Here is a 17,181-nt window from a genome sequence, read left to right as displayed (position 1 = left end):
TCGGGGGAAGATATGCCGCTGGGCTAGGGAATGTTCAACCACGCAGGCCACCGTACCCGTCCCGGTCAGGTGGCCTTGCTCCGGGCCGTACAGGCCAGCACGGTCAGGACCGAGATCGCGACCGTGCACCCGAGCGCCCACCGGTAACCGGTGACGAGCTGCTCGACCGCGAGACCGGAGACCCGCGAGAGCGTGCCGGCGAAGACCCGGTCGTGCAGCGCGGCGGGCAGCGGCGCGGTGATGATGGACAGCGTCAGCGCGGTGCCCACGACCACGCCGGTGTTCTGCAGCATGAGCCGCATCGCGTTGACGATGCCCAGGCGGTTCGAGGGCAGTCCGTCCAGGATCGCGGTGGTGTTGGAGGGCAGGAACACCCCCGAGCCGAGTCCGATGAGCACCAGCGCGAGCGCGACCGTGGCGTACGGGACGCTCGACGAGATCGTGCAGAGCAGGAGTAACAGCCCGGCGGTGGTCGTGGCGGCCCCGGCCACCGCGAGCGTGCGCGGGCTCATGCGGCGCTGCAGCAGGCCCGAGCCCGCCGAGCCGATCATCCCCGCGGCGGCCAGCGGCAGCACCTTCAGCCCGGCCCGCACCGGGTCGTCGCCGCGCACGGCCTGGAAGAAGAGCGCGACGAGGAACACCAGCCCGACGCGGGCGACGGAGTTGAGGAACGACGCCAGCGTGCCGAAGGCGAAGCCGCGATCCCGGAACAGGCCGATGTCCACGACCGGGTGGGCGGCCCTGAGCTCCCTGACCACGAACAACGGCAGCCCCAGCGCGAAGGCGGCCAGCCCGGCGAGGATCAGCGGGTGGCCCCAGCCGAGCCTGGTCACCTCCGACAGCGCCAGCAGCAGACCGCCCAGGGTGACCAGGACGAGCACGTTTCCCGGCAGGTCGAGACCGCGATCACGCCCGGCGGGCTCGACCCGTCGCAGCACGATCGCGCCCCACACCAGGCAGGCCAGCCCGAGCGGCACGTTGTACCAGAACACCCAGCGCCAGCCGAGCTGCTCGGCCAGGAAGCCGCCGAGTGTGGGCCCGGCGAGCTGGGCGATCGAGAACGAGGCGACATAGACGCCCATCCCCTCGCCGAGCCGCGCGCGGGGGAAGGCGTCCGTGACCAGGGCGGCACTGTTGGTCATCAGCATGGCGGCGCCGGCGGCCTGTAACACCCGCAGGGCGACGATCGTCCAGGCGTCCGGCGACAGCCCGGCCAGCAGCGCCGCGAGCGTGTAGGTGCCCAGCCCGCACAGGTAGAGCATGCGCCGCCCGAACATGTCCGCCAACCGGCCGAAGACCACCATGAGCACGGTGTTGGTCAGCTGGAAGCCGAGCAGGATCCAGCTCGCGGCAGTGGCGTCGGCGTGGGTGCTCCTGGCGATCTCGGGCAGGGCGACGTTGATCGCGCTGCCGCCGAGCCCGGTGAGGACGCTGGCCAGGCTCACCACCGACAGGGTGCGCCAGGCGTACCGGATCTGCTCCCGTTCCTCGACTACCGTCACCACGGGGCCCTGTCCTTTCTAGATTTCAATACTAGAATCTAGTTCGCATCGGCAGGCAGTCAAGGATCGAGGTGTGACATGAGCGGGATCGTCGAGGGCCGCGTGGTGATCGTCACGGGCGCGGCCAGGGGCATCGGGCGCGGTCACGCGCTCGAGTTCGCCCGGCAGGGCGCGAAGGTCGTGGTCAACGACCTGGGCGCGGAGGTCGACGGCACGGGCTCCTCAGACGCCGCCGCCGCGGTGGTCGAGGAGATCGAGGCGCTGGGCGGGGAGGCGATCGTCAACGGCGAGGACGTCTCCGACTTCGACGGAGCCGCCCGGCTGATCCAGGCGGCCGTCGACCGCTTCGGCGACCTGCACGCGCTGGTCAACAACGCGGGCATCTTGCGTGACCGGATGCTGGTCAACATGACGGCCGAGGAGTGGGACGCGGTCATCAGGGTGCACCTGCGCGGGACGTTCGCGCCGCTGCGGCACGCGGCGGCCTACTGGCGGGCCAAGGCCAAGGCCGGGGAGCGGGTGGACGCGCGGATCATCAACACCACCTCGTCCTCCGGCATCTACGGCAACCCGGGGCAGGGCAACTACGGCGCCGCGAAGGCGGGCATCGCGGGCTTGACGGTCATCGCGGCCAAGGAGCTGGAGCGCTACGGCGTGACCGTGAACGCGATCGCCCCGGCGGCGCTCACCCGCATGACGGAGAACCTCGTCCCGACCGGTGCCGGCTCATCGAGCGCCGACCCCGACGACATCGCGCCGCTGGTGGTCTGGCTGTCCAGCGCAGAGGCCAGGGGCATCACCGGGCGGGTGTTCAACGTGCGGGCGGGGGTGATCAGCGTGGCCGAGGGCTGGCACGCCGGTCCGGCCATCGACAAGGGCGGCCGGTGGGACCCGGCCGAGCTGGGCGCGGTCATCCCCGCCCTGGTCGACAAGGCCGCGCCCAACGCGCTGACCAACGGCCAGATTCCCGGGCGGGAGGGCTAACCATGACGCGGCGCCGCGTGTGGTCGGGGTGATCAGCCTTCTGCCAGGACCCTGAGCGGGTCGAGGCGGCGGATCAGCGTCATCGCCGCCTCGATCACCTCGCGGGCGGCGTCCTCGGTGTCGCTGGTGGCGACCTCGCGGGCCGCCTCGCCGATGATGCTGGTCAGCGCGGCGACGGTGAACCGGTCGAGCGGGTCGGCGCCCGCGCCGAGCAGCACGGCGTTCTGGCGTACCCACTCCCGGCCCCGGGTGCGGCGGACCAGCTCGAAGCCCGGCGGCCCGTCGCCGTCGATGAACAGCCGGACCAGGTCGCGCCGCTCCCACGCGCCCGCGAGGTAGGCCCGCGCCCCGGCGATGAGCAGCTCGACGGGGTCGTGGACGCCCGCCTGCTTGGCCCGCGACACGCTGGCGGCCGCGGCCTCCTCGTGCGCCGCCTGGTGGTCCTCGTAGAGCGCGAGGAACAGCTCGGTCTTGCCGCCGAAGTGGTGGTAGAGGCTGCCGACGCTGGAGCCGGCGCGGGCCACGACCTCGGAGACGTTCGCCTCGGCGAAACCGTGCTCGCTGAAGACCTCGCGAGCCGCCGTCAGCATGCTCTGGCGGGTCTGGGCCGTACGGCTCCACTCCCACGACGACTTCCGTGCCATGGGTCCTATCGTACCGGGGCTAATTCTAGAATTTGATTCTTGACAGGACCGCGTCCCGGCTGGCTTCCTAGAGGAACGTTCTAGAAATTGGGGAGGCGGTCATGGACTTCTCGCTCAGCACCGAGGAGCGTCAGATCCGCGACACCGTACGCTCCTTCGTCGAGAAGGAGATCATGCCGCTGGAGCCGGAGGTCCTGCGCAACGAGCGCGAGGGCCGCCCGGCGCTCGCCCCGGAGGTCCTGCGCGACCTGCGGGCCAGGGCGAGGAAGATGGGCTTCTGGGGGATCAACACCCCCGAGGAGTACGGCGGCGCCGCGCTGGGCCCGGTCATGTCCGCGATCATCGTCATGGAGCTGGGCAGGACCTTCGTCCCGTTCATGTTCGGCGGCAGCGCCGACAACATCCTCTACGCGGGCACCCCCGAACAGCAGGCGCGTTACCTGCTTCCGACGATCGAGGGCGAGCGCCGCTCCTGCTTCGCGATCACCGAGCCGGGCGCGGGCTCCGACGCGCGCAACATCCGCACTCGCGCGATCCGTGACGGCGCCGAGTGGATCATCAACGGCGAGAAGACGTTCATCACCGGCGGCAGCGAGGCCGACTTCGTCATGGTGTTCGCCGTGGCCGAGCCGTACGGCGTGACCTGTTTCCTGGTCGACCGCGACATGGGCTGGACGTCCGAGCCGATCCCGACCATGGGCGAATGGGGTCCGGCGTCGCTGGTGTTCCAGGACGTACGGGTGCCCGAGGAGAACATCCTCGGCGAGCTGGGCAAGGGCTTCGAGCTGGCCATGCAGTGGATCGGCCAGGGCCGCTACATGATCCCGGCGCGGGCCATCGGCTCGGCCGAGCGCATGCTGGGGATGGCCATCGACTACGCCAAGATCCGCAAGTCGATGGGGCAGACGATCTCCGAGTACCAGGCGATCCAGTGGATGATCGCCGACTCGCAGGTGGAGATCGAGGCGGCCAAGTGGCTGACCCTGTACGCGGCCTGGCGGGTGCAGGAGGGCCTGGACGCCCGGCACGCCGCCTCGATCGCCAAGCTCAACGGCGCGATCATGGCCAACCAGGTCGTGGACCGGGTGCTGCAGATCCACGGCGGCATGGGCTACACCAAGGAGCTACCGATCGAACGCTGGTACCGCGAGCTGCGCCTGCTGCGCATCTTCGAGGGCACCGACGAGATCCAGCGCCGTACGATCGCCCGCAATCTGATCAAGGGACACGCCCGCCTGGGCACCATCGGGGAGTGACATGTCGGTAGAGGCGCTGTTCAACCCGGGATCCATCGCGCTGGTCGGCGCCACCGACAAGTCGGGGTGGTCGATCAGCACGCTGCTCAACCTGCGTACGTACGGCTTCGCCGGGCCCGTGCACCTGGTCAATCCGCGCGGCGGGACCGTGCACGGCGCCCCCGCCCACCGGAGTCTGGCCGAGGTTCCGGCGCCGGTCGATCTGGCCTACGTCATGGTGCCGACGGGTGCGGTGCTGGGGGTGCTGCGGGAGGGGGCCAAGCTGGGGATCCGGTGTTACGTGATCCTGACGGCGGGCTTCGGGGAGGCGGGGCCTGAGGGGGCGCGGCTGGAGTCGGAAATTTCGGCTTTTGCTGAGGAAAATGATCTGACGATCCTGGGGCCGAACGGGAACGGCTACATCAACGCCGCCGCCGGCATCACCCCGTACGGACTGCCCATCCCCCAGCCGCTGCTGCGCGGATCGGTGGGCGTGGTGCTGCAGAGCGGCGCGCTGGCCAGCTCCGTGCTCGGCTTCGCGCAGGCCCGCAACGTCGGCATCAGCCTGCTGACCTCGATGGGCAACGAGTCGGTCGTCAGCGTCACCGACGTGGTCGACCATCTCGTGGACGACCCCGCCACCAAGGTGATCGCGCTGTTCCTGGAGACGATCCGGGATCCGGCCGAGTTCTCCCGCGTCGCCAGGCGGGCGCTGCTGGCGGGCAAGCCGATCGTGGCGCTGAAGATCGGCCGCAGCAGGCTCGCCTCCCACACAGCACAGGCCCACACCGGCGCGCTGGTGGGGGACGACGACGTCATCGACGCGGCGCTGCGGCAGCTCGGCGTGATCAGGGTCCGATCCCTGGAGGACCTGGTCATCACGGCCGGGCTGCTCGCCTCCGTGGGACCGCTGCCCGGGCGGCGCGTCGGCGTCGTCACGCCGTCGGGCGGCGCGTCGGAGATCATCGCCGACCGGGCCGAGGACGAGGGTCTGGAGCTGCCGCCGTTCGCGCCGTCGACGGTGGCGCGGCTGGCGGAGATCGTCCCGTCCTTCGGCACCGTACAGAACCCGCTCGACGTGACCGGCTATGTGCTGATCGACCGGACGCTGCTGGGCCGGGCCCTGGAAGCGGTGACCGCCGATCCGGGGATCGACCTGGTCATGCTGCTGTCGGAGCCGCCTCGGGTCGCACCGCCCGACCCCGCTCCGGTCTTCGCCCTGTACGCGGCCAGCGCCCGGCGGATCGCCGAGTCGCCGGTGCCGGTCGTGGTGGTGAGCAACGTGCTGACGGACGTCACGGAGTTCGGCCGAGCGGTGCAAGAGGAGACCGGGTTTCCGTACGTGGTGGGCGGGATCGAGCACGGGATGTCGGCGATCGGCGCGGCCGTCCGCTGGTCTGCGGCCCACACCCGCGCCCTCGCCGGCCCGGCCTCGTTTGCCGCGACTGCCCTCGCAAGTGGGGAGGCGGGCTTGACCAGCACGCCTGCCATCGCGAGCGAGGAGGCGGGCGTGCCCGACGCGCCTGCCCCGGCCACCGCGGACGGGGAGCCGACCGAGGCCAGATCACCGGTGTCAGCCAGTGCGGCCGTGGCCGGGGCGACTGGGGTGTGGGGAGAGCATCGCGCCGCCGCGCTGCTGGCTTCGGCTGGGGTGCCCATCGTGCCGTCGGAGCTGGTGGGCGATGAGGCGGCGGCGGTCGCGGCGGCGGAGCGGTTCGGGTTCCCGGTGGTGCTCAAGACCGCTGCCGAGGGCTTGGGTCACAAGAGCGACCTGGGCGGCGTACGACTGGGACTCTCCTCTCCTGAGGAGGTACGGCTGGCCTACCGCGAGGTGGTCGCCGCGCTGGCCGGGGAGGCGGCCGCCCTGGTGCAGCCGCAGCGCGACGGCGGGGTGGAGCTGCTGGTGGGCGTCGTGCGCGATCCCGCCTGGGGCCTGACTCTGGCCGTGGGACTGGGCGGGATCTGGGTGGAGGTGCTGCGTGACACTGCCCTGCGGATCCTGCCGGTGGATGCCCGTTCGGTGCGGGAGGCGCTGACGGAGTTGCGCGGGGCCGCGTTGCTGCGGGGCGTCAGGGGTGGCGAGCCCGCCGACCTCGACGCGGTGGCCGAGGTGGTGGCGCGGGTGGCGGCGTTCGCGGAGTCGCTGGGGGACCGCCTGGAGTCGCTGGAGATCAACCCGCTGCTGGTCAGGGGATCCCATGTGGAGGCTCTGGACGCGCTGGTGACATGGCGCACCTGATGGGACCGCGGATGTCCGTCATGGCGACCTGACGGGACCACAGGCTCCCGTCATGGCAGCCGGTTCGACAGGACCAAGGTGGCAGCGGTGGCGAACATGCCGCCGTTGCCCAGCACCACGCTCACCTCCACCCCCGGCACCTGGGCGGCGGCCTCCCCGCGGAGTTGCCGGACCGCCTCCTGGATGGCGAACATCCCATACATCCCGGTATGCGTGTACGAGAGCCCGCCCCCGTTGGTGTTGAGCGGCAGCCGACCGCCCGGCGACGTGTGCCCTTCGGCGATGAACGCCCCCGCCTCCCCCCGCCCGACGAAGCCCAGATCCTCCAGCCCGTAGATCGGCACGTGCGCGAACGCGTCGTACACCATCACATGGTCCACGTCCTCATGCGAGATCTTGGCCTCGGCGAAGGCCGACTCCCCCGACAGCCGGAACGCCTTGGACGTGGTGAAGTCCTCCATCTGCGAGATGATCGGCGAGTCGGACGCCTCGCCCGAGCCGAGCAGGTGGACCGGCTCACGCCTGGCCCGATCCTCGGAGGTGACGATCAGCGCGCCGCCCCCGTCCGTCACCAGGCAGCATTCCAGCAGGTGGAACGGGTAGGCCACCAGCCGAGACGCCAGCACGTCCTCGACCGTGATCAGTTCCCGGTACATCGCGCGCGGATTGAGGTGCGCCCACCGCCGCTGCGCGACCGCCACCTCGGCGAGCTGCTCGTGCGTGAGGCCGGTCTCCTTCATGTACCGCAGCGCCGTCAGTGTGAACAGCGTCGGCGGCCCCGCCACCCCGTACGGCAGCTCGAACTGCCCCAGCAGCGAGTCGGCCCCCATCCCGAACCGCGCCGCGCCGACCCGGGACCGTCCCGACTCGCCGTGAGTGATCAGCACGGTGTGGCAGAGCCCGGCGCGGATCGCCGCGGCCGCATGCCGTACATGGAAGAGGAACGACGACCCGCCCACGCCGGTCCCGTCGAGCCAGGCCGGGGTGACGCCGAGCGCGTGGGCGATCTGTACCGGCCCCGGCGTGCCCACGGTGGCGAGGCCGTCGATGTCGTCCTTGGTCATCCCCGCGTCGGCGAGCGCGTTGCGCGCGGCCTCCAGGTGCAGTCCCATGGTCGAGTGGTGCGGCAGGCGGCCCACCTCGTCGGTCTCGGCCGCGCCGGCGATCACGATGTTCATGCGGTGGCTCCAGCCGGGTTCATGCGGTCGCTCCAGGGTCGCTTCGGCCGGTCGCTCCAGGGTCGCTCCGGCTGGTCGCTTCAGAGTCGTTTCGGCTGGTCGGTTCAGCCGGTTCGAACAGCGGCACGCACACGTCGCCGCGCCGCTCGAAGACCACGCGGAGGCTCAGGTCCAGCGGCAGGTTCTCGGGGACGATCTCGACGCCGACGATGTTGGTCATCATGCGTACCCCCTCCGCCAGCTCCACGACGGCGATCGCGTACGGACCGTCGTCCTCGAAGCCCGGCGCGGGACGGTGGTTGATCACGTACGAGTAAAGGGTCGCGTGGCCGCTGGCCCGCACCCACTCCACGTCGGCGGAGCCGCAGTACGGACAGTCGGGCCGTGGATAGAAGTAGTGCCGCGCGCACGCCCGGCAGCGCTGGATTCTGAGCTCTCCGGCCGCCGTGCCATCCCAGAAGGGCCGCGTCTCCGGCGTGGGCCTCGGTACGGGCTTCATCGGCCTCCCCAATCTAGTTCTAGAATGACACTCTAGATTTAGATTCGGGCGAACCTCAAGGGCTGGGGATCCCGTTGCCGTTGCGGCCACGACCGTCGAGCACCTCGTCCAGCGACGGCCGATGCTCCGCGCCACGCGGCCCCGCCTGGGCCAGCTGGATCAGCACGCCGTGCGCCTCCTTGGGGTGCAGGAACACCTCACGCCAGCGCCGATCGCGGACGTTCAGGCCGTGGAGCCGGTAGCCGCGCTCGGTCAGCCTGGCCACAGCGGCGTCAAGGTCGTTGACGTGGAAGTTCAGGTGGTGGACGCCGCCCCTGCCGCGGGTCAGCTCGAAGAAGCTGTCGAAGAAGTCCGAACCGGCCAGCGGCTCCATCAACTCGACCCTGCCGCCGCCCTCATAGGTGAGCTGCAGAGTGCGGTAGCCGCTCGAACGGTTGTCGCCACCGCCGCCCAGGTGGCGACCCCCGAGCAGGTCGCGATAGATCGGCAGCAGGTCCCGGATGCGGGGCGCCGCCACGGCCGTGTGATCGAAGGTCACCTCTAGCCCGTCCAGTTCCAGGTCCACACTGACTCCCTTCCTAGAATTCGATTCTAGATCTTAGCGGAGCGTCCCGCACTCTTGACGTGGGGCGTTGTGAGGAGCAGCATTTCAGAAATGGATTCTAGAGCTACCTTCTAGAACTCATGACGGGGGCCTGTACGACGAGAGAGGCGAGTCATGAGACTGTCCTACGTCCGCGAACTCGACGAGTACCCCACCGGCGCCCGGCGCATGAAAATCCTCACGATGGCCGTGCTCGCCATCCTCATCGGGTCCTACGAGGCGCAGATCGCGCCGGTGGTCCCGCTGCTGCTCAAGGACCTGCACATGACGCTGGCCACCTACGGCGCCGTGTCGGGCGCCGCGGCCATCGCCGGGGCGATCGCCTCCATCCTGGGCGGACGGCTCACCGACCGGCTCGGCCGGGTGCGGCTGCTGGTGCCCCTGATGATGCTCACCGCCGTGTGCTGCTTCGTCATGACGCTCGTGCACAGCCCGCGTGACCTGCTGCTCGCCCGCATCCTGCTGGCGTTCGTGGACGGCGTGGCCATGGCCAGCACCGCGCCGCTGGTACGCGACTTCTCGCCGCGGCTCGGCCGGGCGCAGGCGTTCGGCTTCTGGACCTGGGGACCGGTCGGCGCCAACTTCCTGGCCGCGGCCATCGCCGGCTGGACGCTGCCGATCTTCCACGATTCGTGGCGCTCGCAGTTCGTCATCATGGGCTGCTTCTCGCTGGTGATCTCGTTCGTCATCGCCTTCAACATCGCCGACCTCTCCCCCGAACTGCGCGCCAGGATCCAGCACACCGAACAGGCCGCCACCCAGGTGGTCGACCTGAGCCAACCGGCCCGCCTCCGCTCGCTGTTCGCCAGGCGCAACATCTGGGCGCACGTGGTGGGCATCTCGCTCTGGCTGGTGCTCTACCTCACGCTGTCGTTGTTCGGACAGACGATGCTCGTCGGGGCGCTGGGCATCAGCACCGCCCAGGCGTCCACGATCATGGCGGCGTTCTGGAGCCTGAACCTGATCACGCTGATCATCACCGGGCGCGTCTCGGACCGTACCCAGCTGCGCAAGCCGTTCTCACTGGGCGGCACGATCGCCGCGGTGCTCGTCACGGCCTACCTCGCCGTCTCACTCGGGCAGGAAGGTGTCTCGACGGGCACATTGATGCTGGTGGGCGCGCTGCTCGGCGGCTCGCTCGGGGTGGCGTACGCACCCTGGATGGCCAACTATTCCGAGGACGCGGAGGACGCCGACCCGCGACTGCAGGGCACGGCTTGGGGGCTGTTCGGGTTCCTCACCAAGGGCATCGCCGTGATCGGGTTGGTCGTCATCCCACGGGTGGTCGAGGCCACGAACTGGCAGATTTGGCTGTTCATCTCGCTCGGCTGCCTGATCCTGTTCATCCCGGCGATCGTCCTGTTCAACGGCCCATGGCGCCGCCCCGCCCGCACCCCTGTCACCGTCGCCCTGGGGGAGGCCGAAGGCTGACCACCCGCCCCTGGAGCCGGCCAAAGGCCGACCGCCCTCGGCTGGCCGACGGGATGACCGAGCTCGGGAAGACCGGAGGCCAGCCACCCTCAGCGGGCCAAGGAACGAACGAGCTCGGGAAGACCGGAGAGACGATCGCCCTGGGCGGGCGGAAGGACCGCCCTCGGCGGGCCAAAAGGGACGACCGCACTCAGGAACACCCGAAGGCCAGCCACCCTCAGCGGGCCAAGGGACGACCGCGCTCGAGAAGACCGGAGGGAGAACCGCCCTCGGCGGCCGAAGACTGACCGCTCGGGAAGCCCGGAGACACGACCGTCCTGGGGTCGCAGGGATGGCCGCGTTCGGAGATGCCCAAGATGGCCGTCCATGGGGGCGAAGGGTGACCAAGCAGGGGAGGCCGAAGACGACCGAGCCGCCGCGCTCTCCAGGATGCTGCCGATGCCTGCCGCCTCGTAGTCGGCTGCCATCGCATCCACGGGGTCGGGTCAGCACCCAGACGGCCGACTATGCGCACGTCACGGCGCTCAGCCACCTCCACCGCAGGAGCGTGCCCCTGGACAGACCCCAGCCACGCACAGAGGGTGGGGCCCACCGGGCCTGCCGTAAAGGACAAGAGAACGCCTAGCCACGTCCAGCGGCACACGTTCCGAACGGAGGACGCGACACACCGGGCTAGGCCTAAACCAACAGAAACAGCCCGCCACCCCCAACGACCCACACCTCGGACGGCCCGAGCCCGGCCCGCCCGCAGTCCTCGCGCGCGCCAGCCGAGCCTGACCGCGCGGAGGGACACCGTCAGAAACGCCCGACCACCGCCAACGACACACACCCCGGCCCCGTACGGCGGACGAGCGCCAAGATTCACCAGCCGCTGATGACCGCAGATCGGACCACCTCGACAACAAGACCCTGCGCTCCTCGGGCGGGCCCTCAGGAAAGCCAAGGCAGGTTAAATCTGGAGCCGAGAGTGCCGAGGAAACTCGTGCGCTCCCGGCCGGGGACAGATGCTAGTCGCGGTGGAGCTTGCGGTAGGTGATCCGGTGGGGGCGGGCGGCGTCCGCGCCCAGGCGCTCGATCTTGTTCTTCTCGTAGTCGGCGAAGTTGCCCTCGAACCAGAACCAGTTCGACCCTTCCTCCCACGCCAGGATGTGCGTGGCGATGCGGTCGAGGAACCACCGGTCGTGCGAGGTGATGACCGCGCAGCCCGGGAAGTCGAGGAGCGCGTTTTCCAGCGAGGACAGCGTCTCGGTGTCGAGGTCGTTGGTGGGCTCGTCGAGCAGGAGGACGTTGCCGCCCTGCTTGAGGGTGAGCGCCAGGTTGAGGCGGTTGCGCTCGCCGCCCGACAGAACGCCGGCCTTCTTCTGCTGGTCGGGCCCTCTGAAGCCGAACGCCGCGATGTAGGCGCGGGACGGCATCTCGACGTTGCCGACCTTGATGTGGTCGAGCCCGTCGGAGACGACCTCCCAGACGTTCTTGTTCGGGTCGATGCCGCCGCGGCTCTGGTCGGCGTAGGAGATCTTGACGGTGTCGCCGACGACGATCGACCCGCTGTCGGGCGTCTCGCTGCCGGTGACCATGCGGAACAACGTGGTCTTGCCGACGCCGTTGGGGCCGATGATGCCGACGATGCCGTTGCGCGGCAGGTCGAACGTCAGCTTCTCCATGAGCACCCGGTCGTCGAACCCCTTGGTGAGGTCCTCGGACCTGATCACCGTGGTGCCGAGACGCGGGCCCGGCGGGATCTGGATCTCGTCGAAGTCGAGCTTGCGGTGCTTGTCGGCCTCGGCCGCCATCTCCTCGTAGCGCTGCAGACGCGCCTTGCTCTTGGTCTGGCGGGCCTTCGGGTTGGAGCGGACCCACTCCAGCTCGTCTTCGAGGCGCTTCTTACGCTTGACGTCCTTCTGCCCCTCGACCTTGAGGCGCTGCGTCTTGGCCTCCAGGTAGGTGGAGTAGTTGCCCTCATAGGCGTAGGCGCGGCCGCGGTCGAGCTCCAGGATCCACCCGGCGACGTTGTCGAGGAAGTAGCGGTCGTGGGTGACGGCGAGGACGGTGCCCGCGTATTTCTCCAGGTGCTGCTCCAGCCACTGCACACTCTCGGCGTCGAGGTGGTTGGTGGGCTCGTCGAGCAGCAGGAGATCGGGGGCCTCCAGCAGCAGCTTGCACAGGGCGACACGGCGGCGCTCACCACCGGACAGCGTGGTGACGTCGGCGTCGGGCGGCGGGCAGCGCAGGGCGTCCATGGCCTGCTCGAGCTGGCTGTCGACGTCCCACGCGTTGCGGTGCTCAAGCTGGTCCTGCAGCTGCCCCATCTCAGCGAGCAGCTCTTCGCTGTAGTCGGTGGCCATCTGCTCGGCGATCGCGTTGTAACGCTCGAGCATCTCCAGTGTCTCGGCGACACCCTCCTGGACGTTGCCCAGGACGGTCTTCTCCTCGTTGAGCGGGGGCTCCTGCTGGAGCATGCCCACGGTGAAGCCCGGCATGAGTTTGGCGTCGCCATTGGACGGCTGCTCCAGGCCGGCCATCATCCGGAGCAGCGTCGACTTTCCGGTGCCGTTCGGACCCAGGACGCCGATCTTGGCTCCGGGCAGGAACGACAGCGTGACGTCGTCAAGGACAACCTTGTCGCCGTGCGCCTTGCGCACGCGCTGCAACGTATAGATGTACTCCGGCATGGCATCTAGCTTAGGGGCTCTCGACCCGGGCTTCCGCCGCTCCACCGGACGGTCATGAGATGGCAGGCGCCACATCGGATAATGGGCGATCTCCGGCGACGGTTTCGGTCGTGGGGATCCACGTCCTCCTTGCTGCACACCCCCCTAACTGGCCGTTGGCGCGCGGGATGCCGTTCTCGACGAGTTGCTTGCGCACCTCGACCAGGCGGCCCCGCACGCAAATGGTCAGATCAATCGAAGGCGGCGCACTCCTGTCATGGTCGGCGTGGGCATGAAGTCCACGGGGTCATTCGGATCGGTGCGCAAGGGGTTGAACCGGTCGAGCAGGATGTTCAGGGCGATCCGTCCCTCCAGCCGGGCCAAGGGAGCGCCCAGGCAGAAGTGGATACCGCGGCCGAAGGCGAGATGCGGGTTGGGGTCGCGACCGGGGTCGAAGACGTCGGGGTTGGGGAACTGACGAGGGTCTCTGTTGGCCGGTCCGGGCCAGACCATGATCAATTGGTCGGCCGGAATCGTCACGCCGCCGAGTTCGGCTTCGCGGGTGGTGGCGCGGCCGAGGGCGGCGAACGGGGTGAAGAAGCGGAGAGATTCCTCGATGACGGCCGGGACCAAGTCGCGGTCAGCCCGTACCTTGTCCTGCTGCTCGGGAAAGGCGTCCAGGCAGAGCACCGTGTTGCCGAGGAGCATCGTCGTGGTGATGTGTCCAGCGAGCAGGAGGATGATCGCGAAGTTGACCACCTGGATGTCAGGAAGGCGTTCGCCGTCCACCTCGGCCTCAACCAGCTTGGTGAGCAGGTCGGCGCGCGGCTGCCGTTTGCGCTCTGCGGCGTGGCCAGCGAGGTAGGCGGACATTTCATGCCACGGTCGCAGTGAGGCCTGAACGTCCACCTTCTGTTCTTCTGCGGTCTTGTTGAGTGAGATCTTGGCGTCGCGCTGGAACAGCCCATCTGCCCACTGTTTGAACAGGGTGCGATCGCTGCTGGGCACACCCAGCAGTTCGGCGATGACGATGACCGGAAGCGGGTAGGCCAGATCGGTCACGAGTTCCAGTTGCCCGCGTTCTTGCGCCTCGTCGAGCAGTTCGTGGGTGAGGGCGGCGATCCTCGGCTCGAGGTCCGCGACGACCATACGGGTGAAGGCGCTGCTGACCAGCTTGCGCAGCTTGCCGTGCTCCGGCGGGTCGATCTGGGTGATGAAGCCCTCCATCGAGAATTCCTCGGCGGCAGGCATCAGGCCCTTGGGGATCACCCGCATGGTGTCGGAGGAGAACGTCGCCGGGTCCCCGAGGACCTCCTGTAGTTCCGGATACCCGTAGACGTTCCACATTCCGGTGTCGGCGTCGTACTCGACCGGCTGACCCGATCGCGGCCCGTGCAGCCAGAAGTGCTGTTTGGGGATGTTGTACCTCTCGACGATGTCGGCCATCGCCTCTCCTTGGTATTGACGTGCCCCTCGCCCTGAAGAGGCGAGGATTCCTGTGCTGCTTACGCAGCAGTCCATGCCGCGTAAGCAGCACGAACCGTGGAACAGGATGCTTGACGCTTCACCGACCCGCCTACCGGCAAGTCTCCACGTCCTGTCACCGCCCGCCCGGCGGCCTCGTCGTACCAATGAATCCAGGAAGCGATCTCACGGCCAGCTTGGTTATCGCTTACCCGTTCGATCACAGAAACCTTACCGTACGTGATTGAGGCGTCGCAAACTGTTCCGACCACTGCGCGCTCGCGCCCCAGAGGGCACTCACGCTCGGGCCTACACCATCCCGCCTGAAGACGGGAGCACTGGCCCGCATCTCGGTAGATCCACTTTCGGTTGTGGATCAGTTCCTGAAAGATCGAGACGCACTTCGTGCCGCCACGACGCACGCCTCAGCGTGGGGATGCGTCATTTACCACCCCGATCCTCCTCACCCGACTTCTCGCGATAGTCCTGCCAGCGCTGGAGAAATCCGTCCGCGTCGTGCTCAATGAAGGCGAAGAACTCCCGGGACTCCTCCAGCCGCGCCCGCTGGTCGGGTCGGCCCTCGCCGAGGATCGACAACCCGAAGTCCAATGTCTCCTGACCGAACTCCAACCCGCTCAGCTGAACCCTCATGACGTGTTCCCATCCCCCGCCGGCTATCTGGTAACGGTGCTCACGGCTTGACGTGGGAACGCGCTCAATCATGCCGGCGCCCTCCAACTGTCTGGCCACCGTGCTGATCGCGGTCTTGCTCACGCCGAGCTGCGCGGCCAGATCAGTGAGCGACTGGTGCGAGGGGTCGCAGATCATCAACCACGCATACACACGGCCCATCGTCCGCGTCCCGCCCAAACGCTCCATGACCAGACCCATTCGGTCGACGAACTCGGTCTCCTGCGGATCCATCTACGCGAACTCCGACATTATCGTAAAGTACGTACTTGACGAAGTGTACGTACTGCCTCGGCATGTCGCAACAGCCAGATGGACACAGACACGAACCCTCGACTTCGGCGCTGGGTTCAGCTTGCGGGCTGGAGAACTTCGGTTCGACGTCATGTGGCGGCCTCTTCAGGAAGGCACCCAGCAGCAGGCCGCAAAAGTCCGGTGCGGCATCACGCGGCGACCTCCCAAGAAGGACATCAGGCAGCAGCCTGCCGAAGCCCCACCGCGACGCCAGGCAGCAGACCTTCATAAGCACCTCAGGCAGCGACCTGCCGAAGCCCGTACGACGCCAGCCAGCGGGTCCTTCGGGAGGGCAGCACGCGACGAGGGCTTCGGACGAGGGCTTCGGGGGACGTCAAGCGGCGGGGTCTTCGGGGAGGGCGGGGGGCGGGGGTTGGACGACAGGGACGCAGACGCGGTCGCGGCCGAGTTCTTTGGCGCGGTACAGGGCCAGGTCGGCGGCGGCGAGGAGTTCGATCAGGTCGTCGCCGTGGACGCTCATCAAGGCCACGCCTGCCGAGATGGTGACCGAGATCATCGCGTCGTCCGCCGGGACGGACATGCGGCCGATGCAGTAGCGGAGGCGTTCGGCCACTCGGCGGGCCTCGTGGATGTCGGCGCGCGGTAGGAGGACCACGAACTCCTCTCCGCCGAAGCGGCCCACCACGTCGTAGTCGCGCAACTGGCTGCGGAGAGTGGCCGCGACGCCGACGAGGACCTGATCGCCGGCCAGATGGCCATGGGTGTCGTTGACTCGTTTGAAGTGGTCGATGTCGATGATCAGGAGGGCGAGCGTTTCGCCGGTGCGGCGGGCTCGGACGATCTCGGTGTCGGCCTCTCGCTGCCAGGCGGCGGCGTTCAGCAGGCCGGTCTTGGCGTCGGTGCGGGCCGCCGCCTGGAGCTGGGCGTGCAGGAGGCTGCGCTGGAGGAGGACGACCGGCGGCAGGGCGAGGAGCAAGAGGGCGAGGTTGAGCCCGCAGGCGATCGCGACCGTGACGCCGAGGCAGAGCTCCACGACGTCAAGGAGCACGCTCTCCCTGTCCCAGAGCACCTCGCGCCAGGAGATGTCGGGGTTGGCGGTGTGTGCCGCGATCGCGATGAGGATGGTGTTGAGCAGGGCGAAGAGCACAGCGGAGCCGATCGCGCAGAGGATCGGGAGTCCGCTGCCCCGCGAGAGCACCGCCGAGTCGGGCACGAGCCAGTGGAACGTCACGGACGCCGTGCAGGCCGCCAGCCCGATGACCGCCGCGCTGCACACCCGGCGGTAGAGGACCGTCGCACGGACCCGCCATTGCAGCAGGATCTGCAGCACGATCGGCGCGAACAGCGAGTAGGCCGGCGGCAGCAGCAACGCCACCGGCAACCACCACGCGGACAGCAGGTCGCGGGAGACACCGGCGGGCATGCCCAGACGTCTGGTGGCCTCGATGCAGACCGCGCCGCAGCCCATGAGGGCGGCGAACGTCAGTAGCTGCGGCCACCGGAGTTCGGTAGATGTCGTGAAAAAGACGGTTGCAGCGAGATTCAGGATGACGATCCCGCTCAGGTAGTAAAGAAGCGGACGACGTTGTCCGAGTAGTGGCCAACGGCTGGCCAGCGTTGAAACACCGTTGCGAGGCTTGACCGAGGCGTGACTGGTCGCCGCCATCTCGTCCCCTCCCTGACTAACGATGTGTAACACATTAATTGCGGAGTGTGCGTTGCGCGATGGGAACCAACTACGTTTGACGTTGTGACCACATACGTGCTGTAGTCGGCGAATGACCCGCTCACTCCGCGAGTGGACC

At 68.7% G+C, this 17,181-nt stretch carries 13 protein-coding genes; 4 read left to right on the top strand and 9 right to left on the bottom strand.

Annotated elements, in window-relative coordinates; all coding sequences use genetic code 11:
- Positions 1 to 65: 65 nt before the first annotated feature.
- Positions 66 to 1,505: an MFS transporter gene (locus ACQP2T_RS14615; protein ID WP_433516691.1), complete on the bottom strand. Its 1,440-nt coding sequence runs from the start codon at positions 1,503 to 1,505 to the stop codon at positions 66 to 68.
- A gap of 75 nt (positions 1,506 to 1,580) precedes the next feature.
- Between ACQP2T_RS14615 and ACQP2T_RS14610 the strand changes: the two genes are divergently transcribed.
- The gene (locus tag ACQP2T_RS14610) at positions 1,581 to 2,486 is read left to right on the top strand and encodes an SDR family oxidoreductase (protein ID WP_433516690.1); all 906 of its coding nucleotides are present in this window, start codon (positions 1,581 to 1,583) and stop codon (positions 2,484 to 2,486) included.
- Between the two features lie 32 nt (positions 2,487 to 2,518).
- On the opposite strand, the gene ACQP2T_RS14605 is transcribed toward ACQP2T_RS14610, so the two are convergent.
- Entirely contained in the window at positions 2,519 to 3,130 is a 612-nt protein-coding gene (locus ACQP2T_RS14605; protein WP_357953572.1) for a TetR/AcrR family transcriptional regulator, read from the bottom strand.
- 101 nt (positions 3,131 to 3,231) lie between these two features.
- On the opposite strand from ACQP2T_RS14605, the gene ACQP2T_RS14600 reads away from it, so the two are divergent.
- Together ACQP2T_RS14600 and ACQP2T_RS14595 are read left to right on the top strand one after the other, a co-directional pair.
- Positions 3,232 to 4,386 (top strand): acyl-CoA dehydrogenase family protein, encoded by a 1,155-nt coding sequence (locus tag ACQP2T_RS14600; protein WP_433516689.1) that lies wholly within the window; start codon positions 3,232 to 3,234, stop codon positions 4,384 to 4,386.
- 1 nt (position 4,387) lies between these two features.
- Positions 4,388 to 6,604 (top strand): acetate--CoA ligase family protein, encoded by a 2,217-nt coding sequence (locus ACQP2T_RS14595; protein ID WP_433516688.1) that lies wholly within the window; start codon positions 4,388 to 4,390, stop codon positions 6,602 to 6,604.
- 50 nt (positions 6,605 to 6,654) lie between these two features.
- Here the strand turns inward: ACQP2T_RS14595 and ACQP2T_RS14590 are convergent, their stop codons facing one another.
- From ACQP2T_RS14590 to ACQP2T_RS14580, 3 genes are read right to left on the bottom strand one after another with little or no spacing between them, the layout of a single operon-like run.
- Positions 6,655 to 7,782, bottom strand: coding sequence for a thiolase C-terminal domain-containing protein (locus ACQP2T_RS14590; RefSeq protein WP_433516687.1), 1,128 nt, complete (start codon positions 7,780 to 7,782; stop codon positions 6,655 to 6,657).
- A gap of 19 nt (positions 7,783 to 7,801) precedes the next feature.
- Entirely contained in the window at positions 7,802 to 8,281 is a 480-nt protein-coding gene (locus ACQP2T_RS14585) for a Zn-ribbon domain-containing OB-fold protein (RefSeq protein WP_433516686.1), read from the bottom strand.
- Positions 8,282 to 8,336: 55 nt separating this feature from the next.
- Positions 8,337 to 8,846, bottom strand: a complete 510-nt coding sequence (locus tag ACQP2T_RS14580) for a VOC family protein (RefSeq protein ID WP_433516685.1) — start codon at positions 8,844 to 8,846, stop codon at positions 8,337 to 8,339.
- 153 nt (positions 8,847 to 8,999) lie between these two features.
- Between ACQP2T_RS14580 and ACQP2T_RS14575 the strand changes: the two genes are divergently transcribed.
- Positions 9,000 to 10,316 (top strand): MFS transporter, encoded by a 1,317-nt coding sequence (locus tag ACQP2T_RS14575; RefSeq protein ID WP_433516684.1) that lies wholly within the window; start codon positions 9,000 to 9,002, stop codon positions 10,314 to 10,316.
- Positions 10,317 to 11,323: 1,007 nt separating this feature from the next.
- On the opposite strand, the gene ettA is transcribed toward ACQP2T_RS14575, so the two are convergent.
- The 4 genes from ettA to ACQP2T_RS14555 form a co-directional block, all read right to left on the bottom strand.
- Positions 11,324 to 12,988 (bottom strand): energy-dependent translational throttle protein EttA, encoded by a 1,665-nt coding sequence (ettA, locus tag ACQP2T_RS14570; protein ID WP_433516683.1) that lies wholly within the window; start codon positions 12,986 to 12,988, stop codon positions 11,324 to 11,326.
- A 225-nt stretch (positions 12,989 to 13,213) separates the two neighbouring features.
- A complete protein-coding gene (locus ACQP2T_RS14565; protein ID WP_433516682.1) occupies positions 13,214 to 14,413 on the bottom strand; it encodes a cytochrome P450 in 1,200 nt (399 codons plus the stop codon).
- A gap of 459 nt (positions 14,414 to 14,872) precedes the next feature.
- Complete coding sequence (locus tag ACQP2T_RS14560; RefSeq protein ID WP_433516681.1) at positions 14,873 to 15,355, bottom strand: GbsR/MarR family transcriptional regulator; 483 nt, start codon at positions 15,353 to 15,355, stop codon at positions 14,873 to 14,875.
- Positions 15,356 to 15,749: 394 nt separating this feature from the next.
- A complete protein-coding gene (locus ACQP2T_RS14555; protein WP_433516680.1) occupies positions 15,750 to 16,799 on the bottom strand; it encodes a GGDEF domain-containing protein in 1,050 nt (349 codons plus the stop codon).
- Between the last annotated feature and the right edge of the window lie 382 nt (positions 16,800 to 17,181).

It is taken from the genome of Nonomuraea sp. CA-143628, from assembly GCF_050942315.1.
GTDB lineage: Bacteria > Actinomycetota > Actinomycetes > Streptosporangiales > Streptosporangiaceae > Nonomuraea.
The sequence above is the reverse complement of the archived record's forward strand: the minus strand, read 5'-3'. Positions and strand labels throughout refer to the sequence as shown.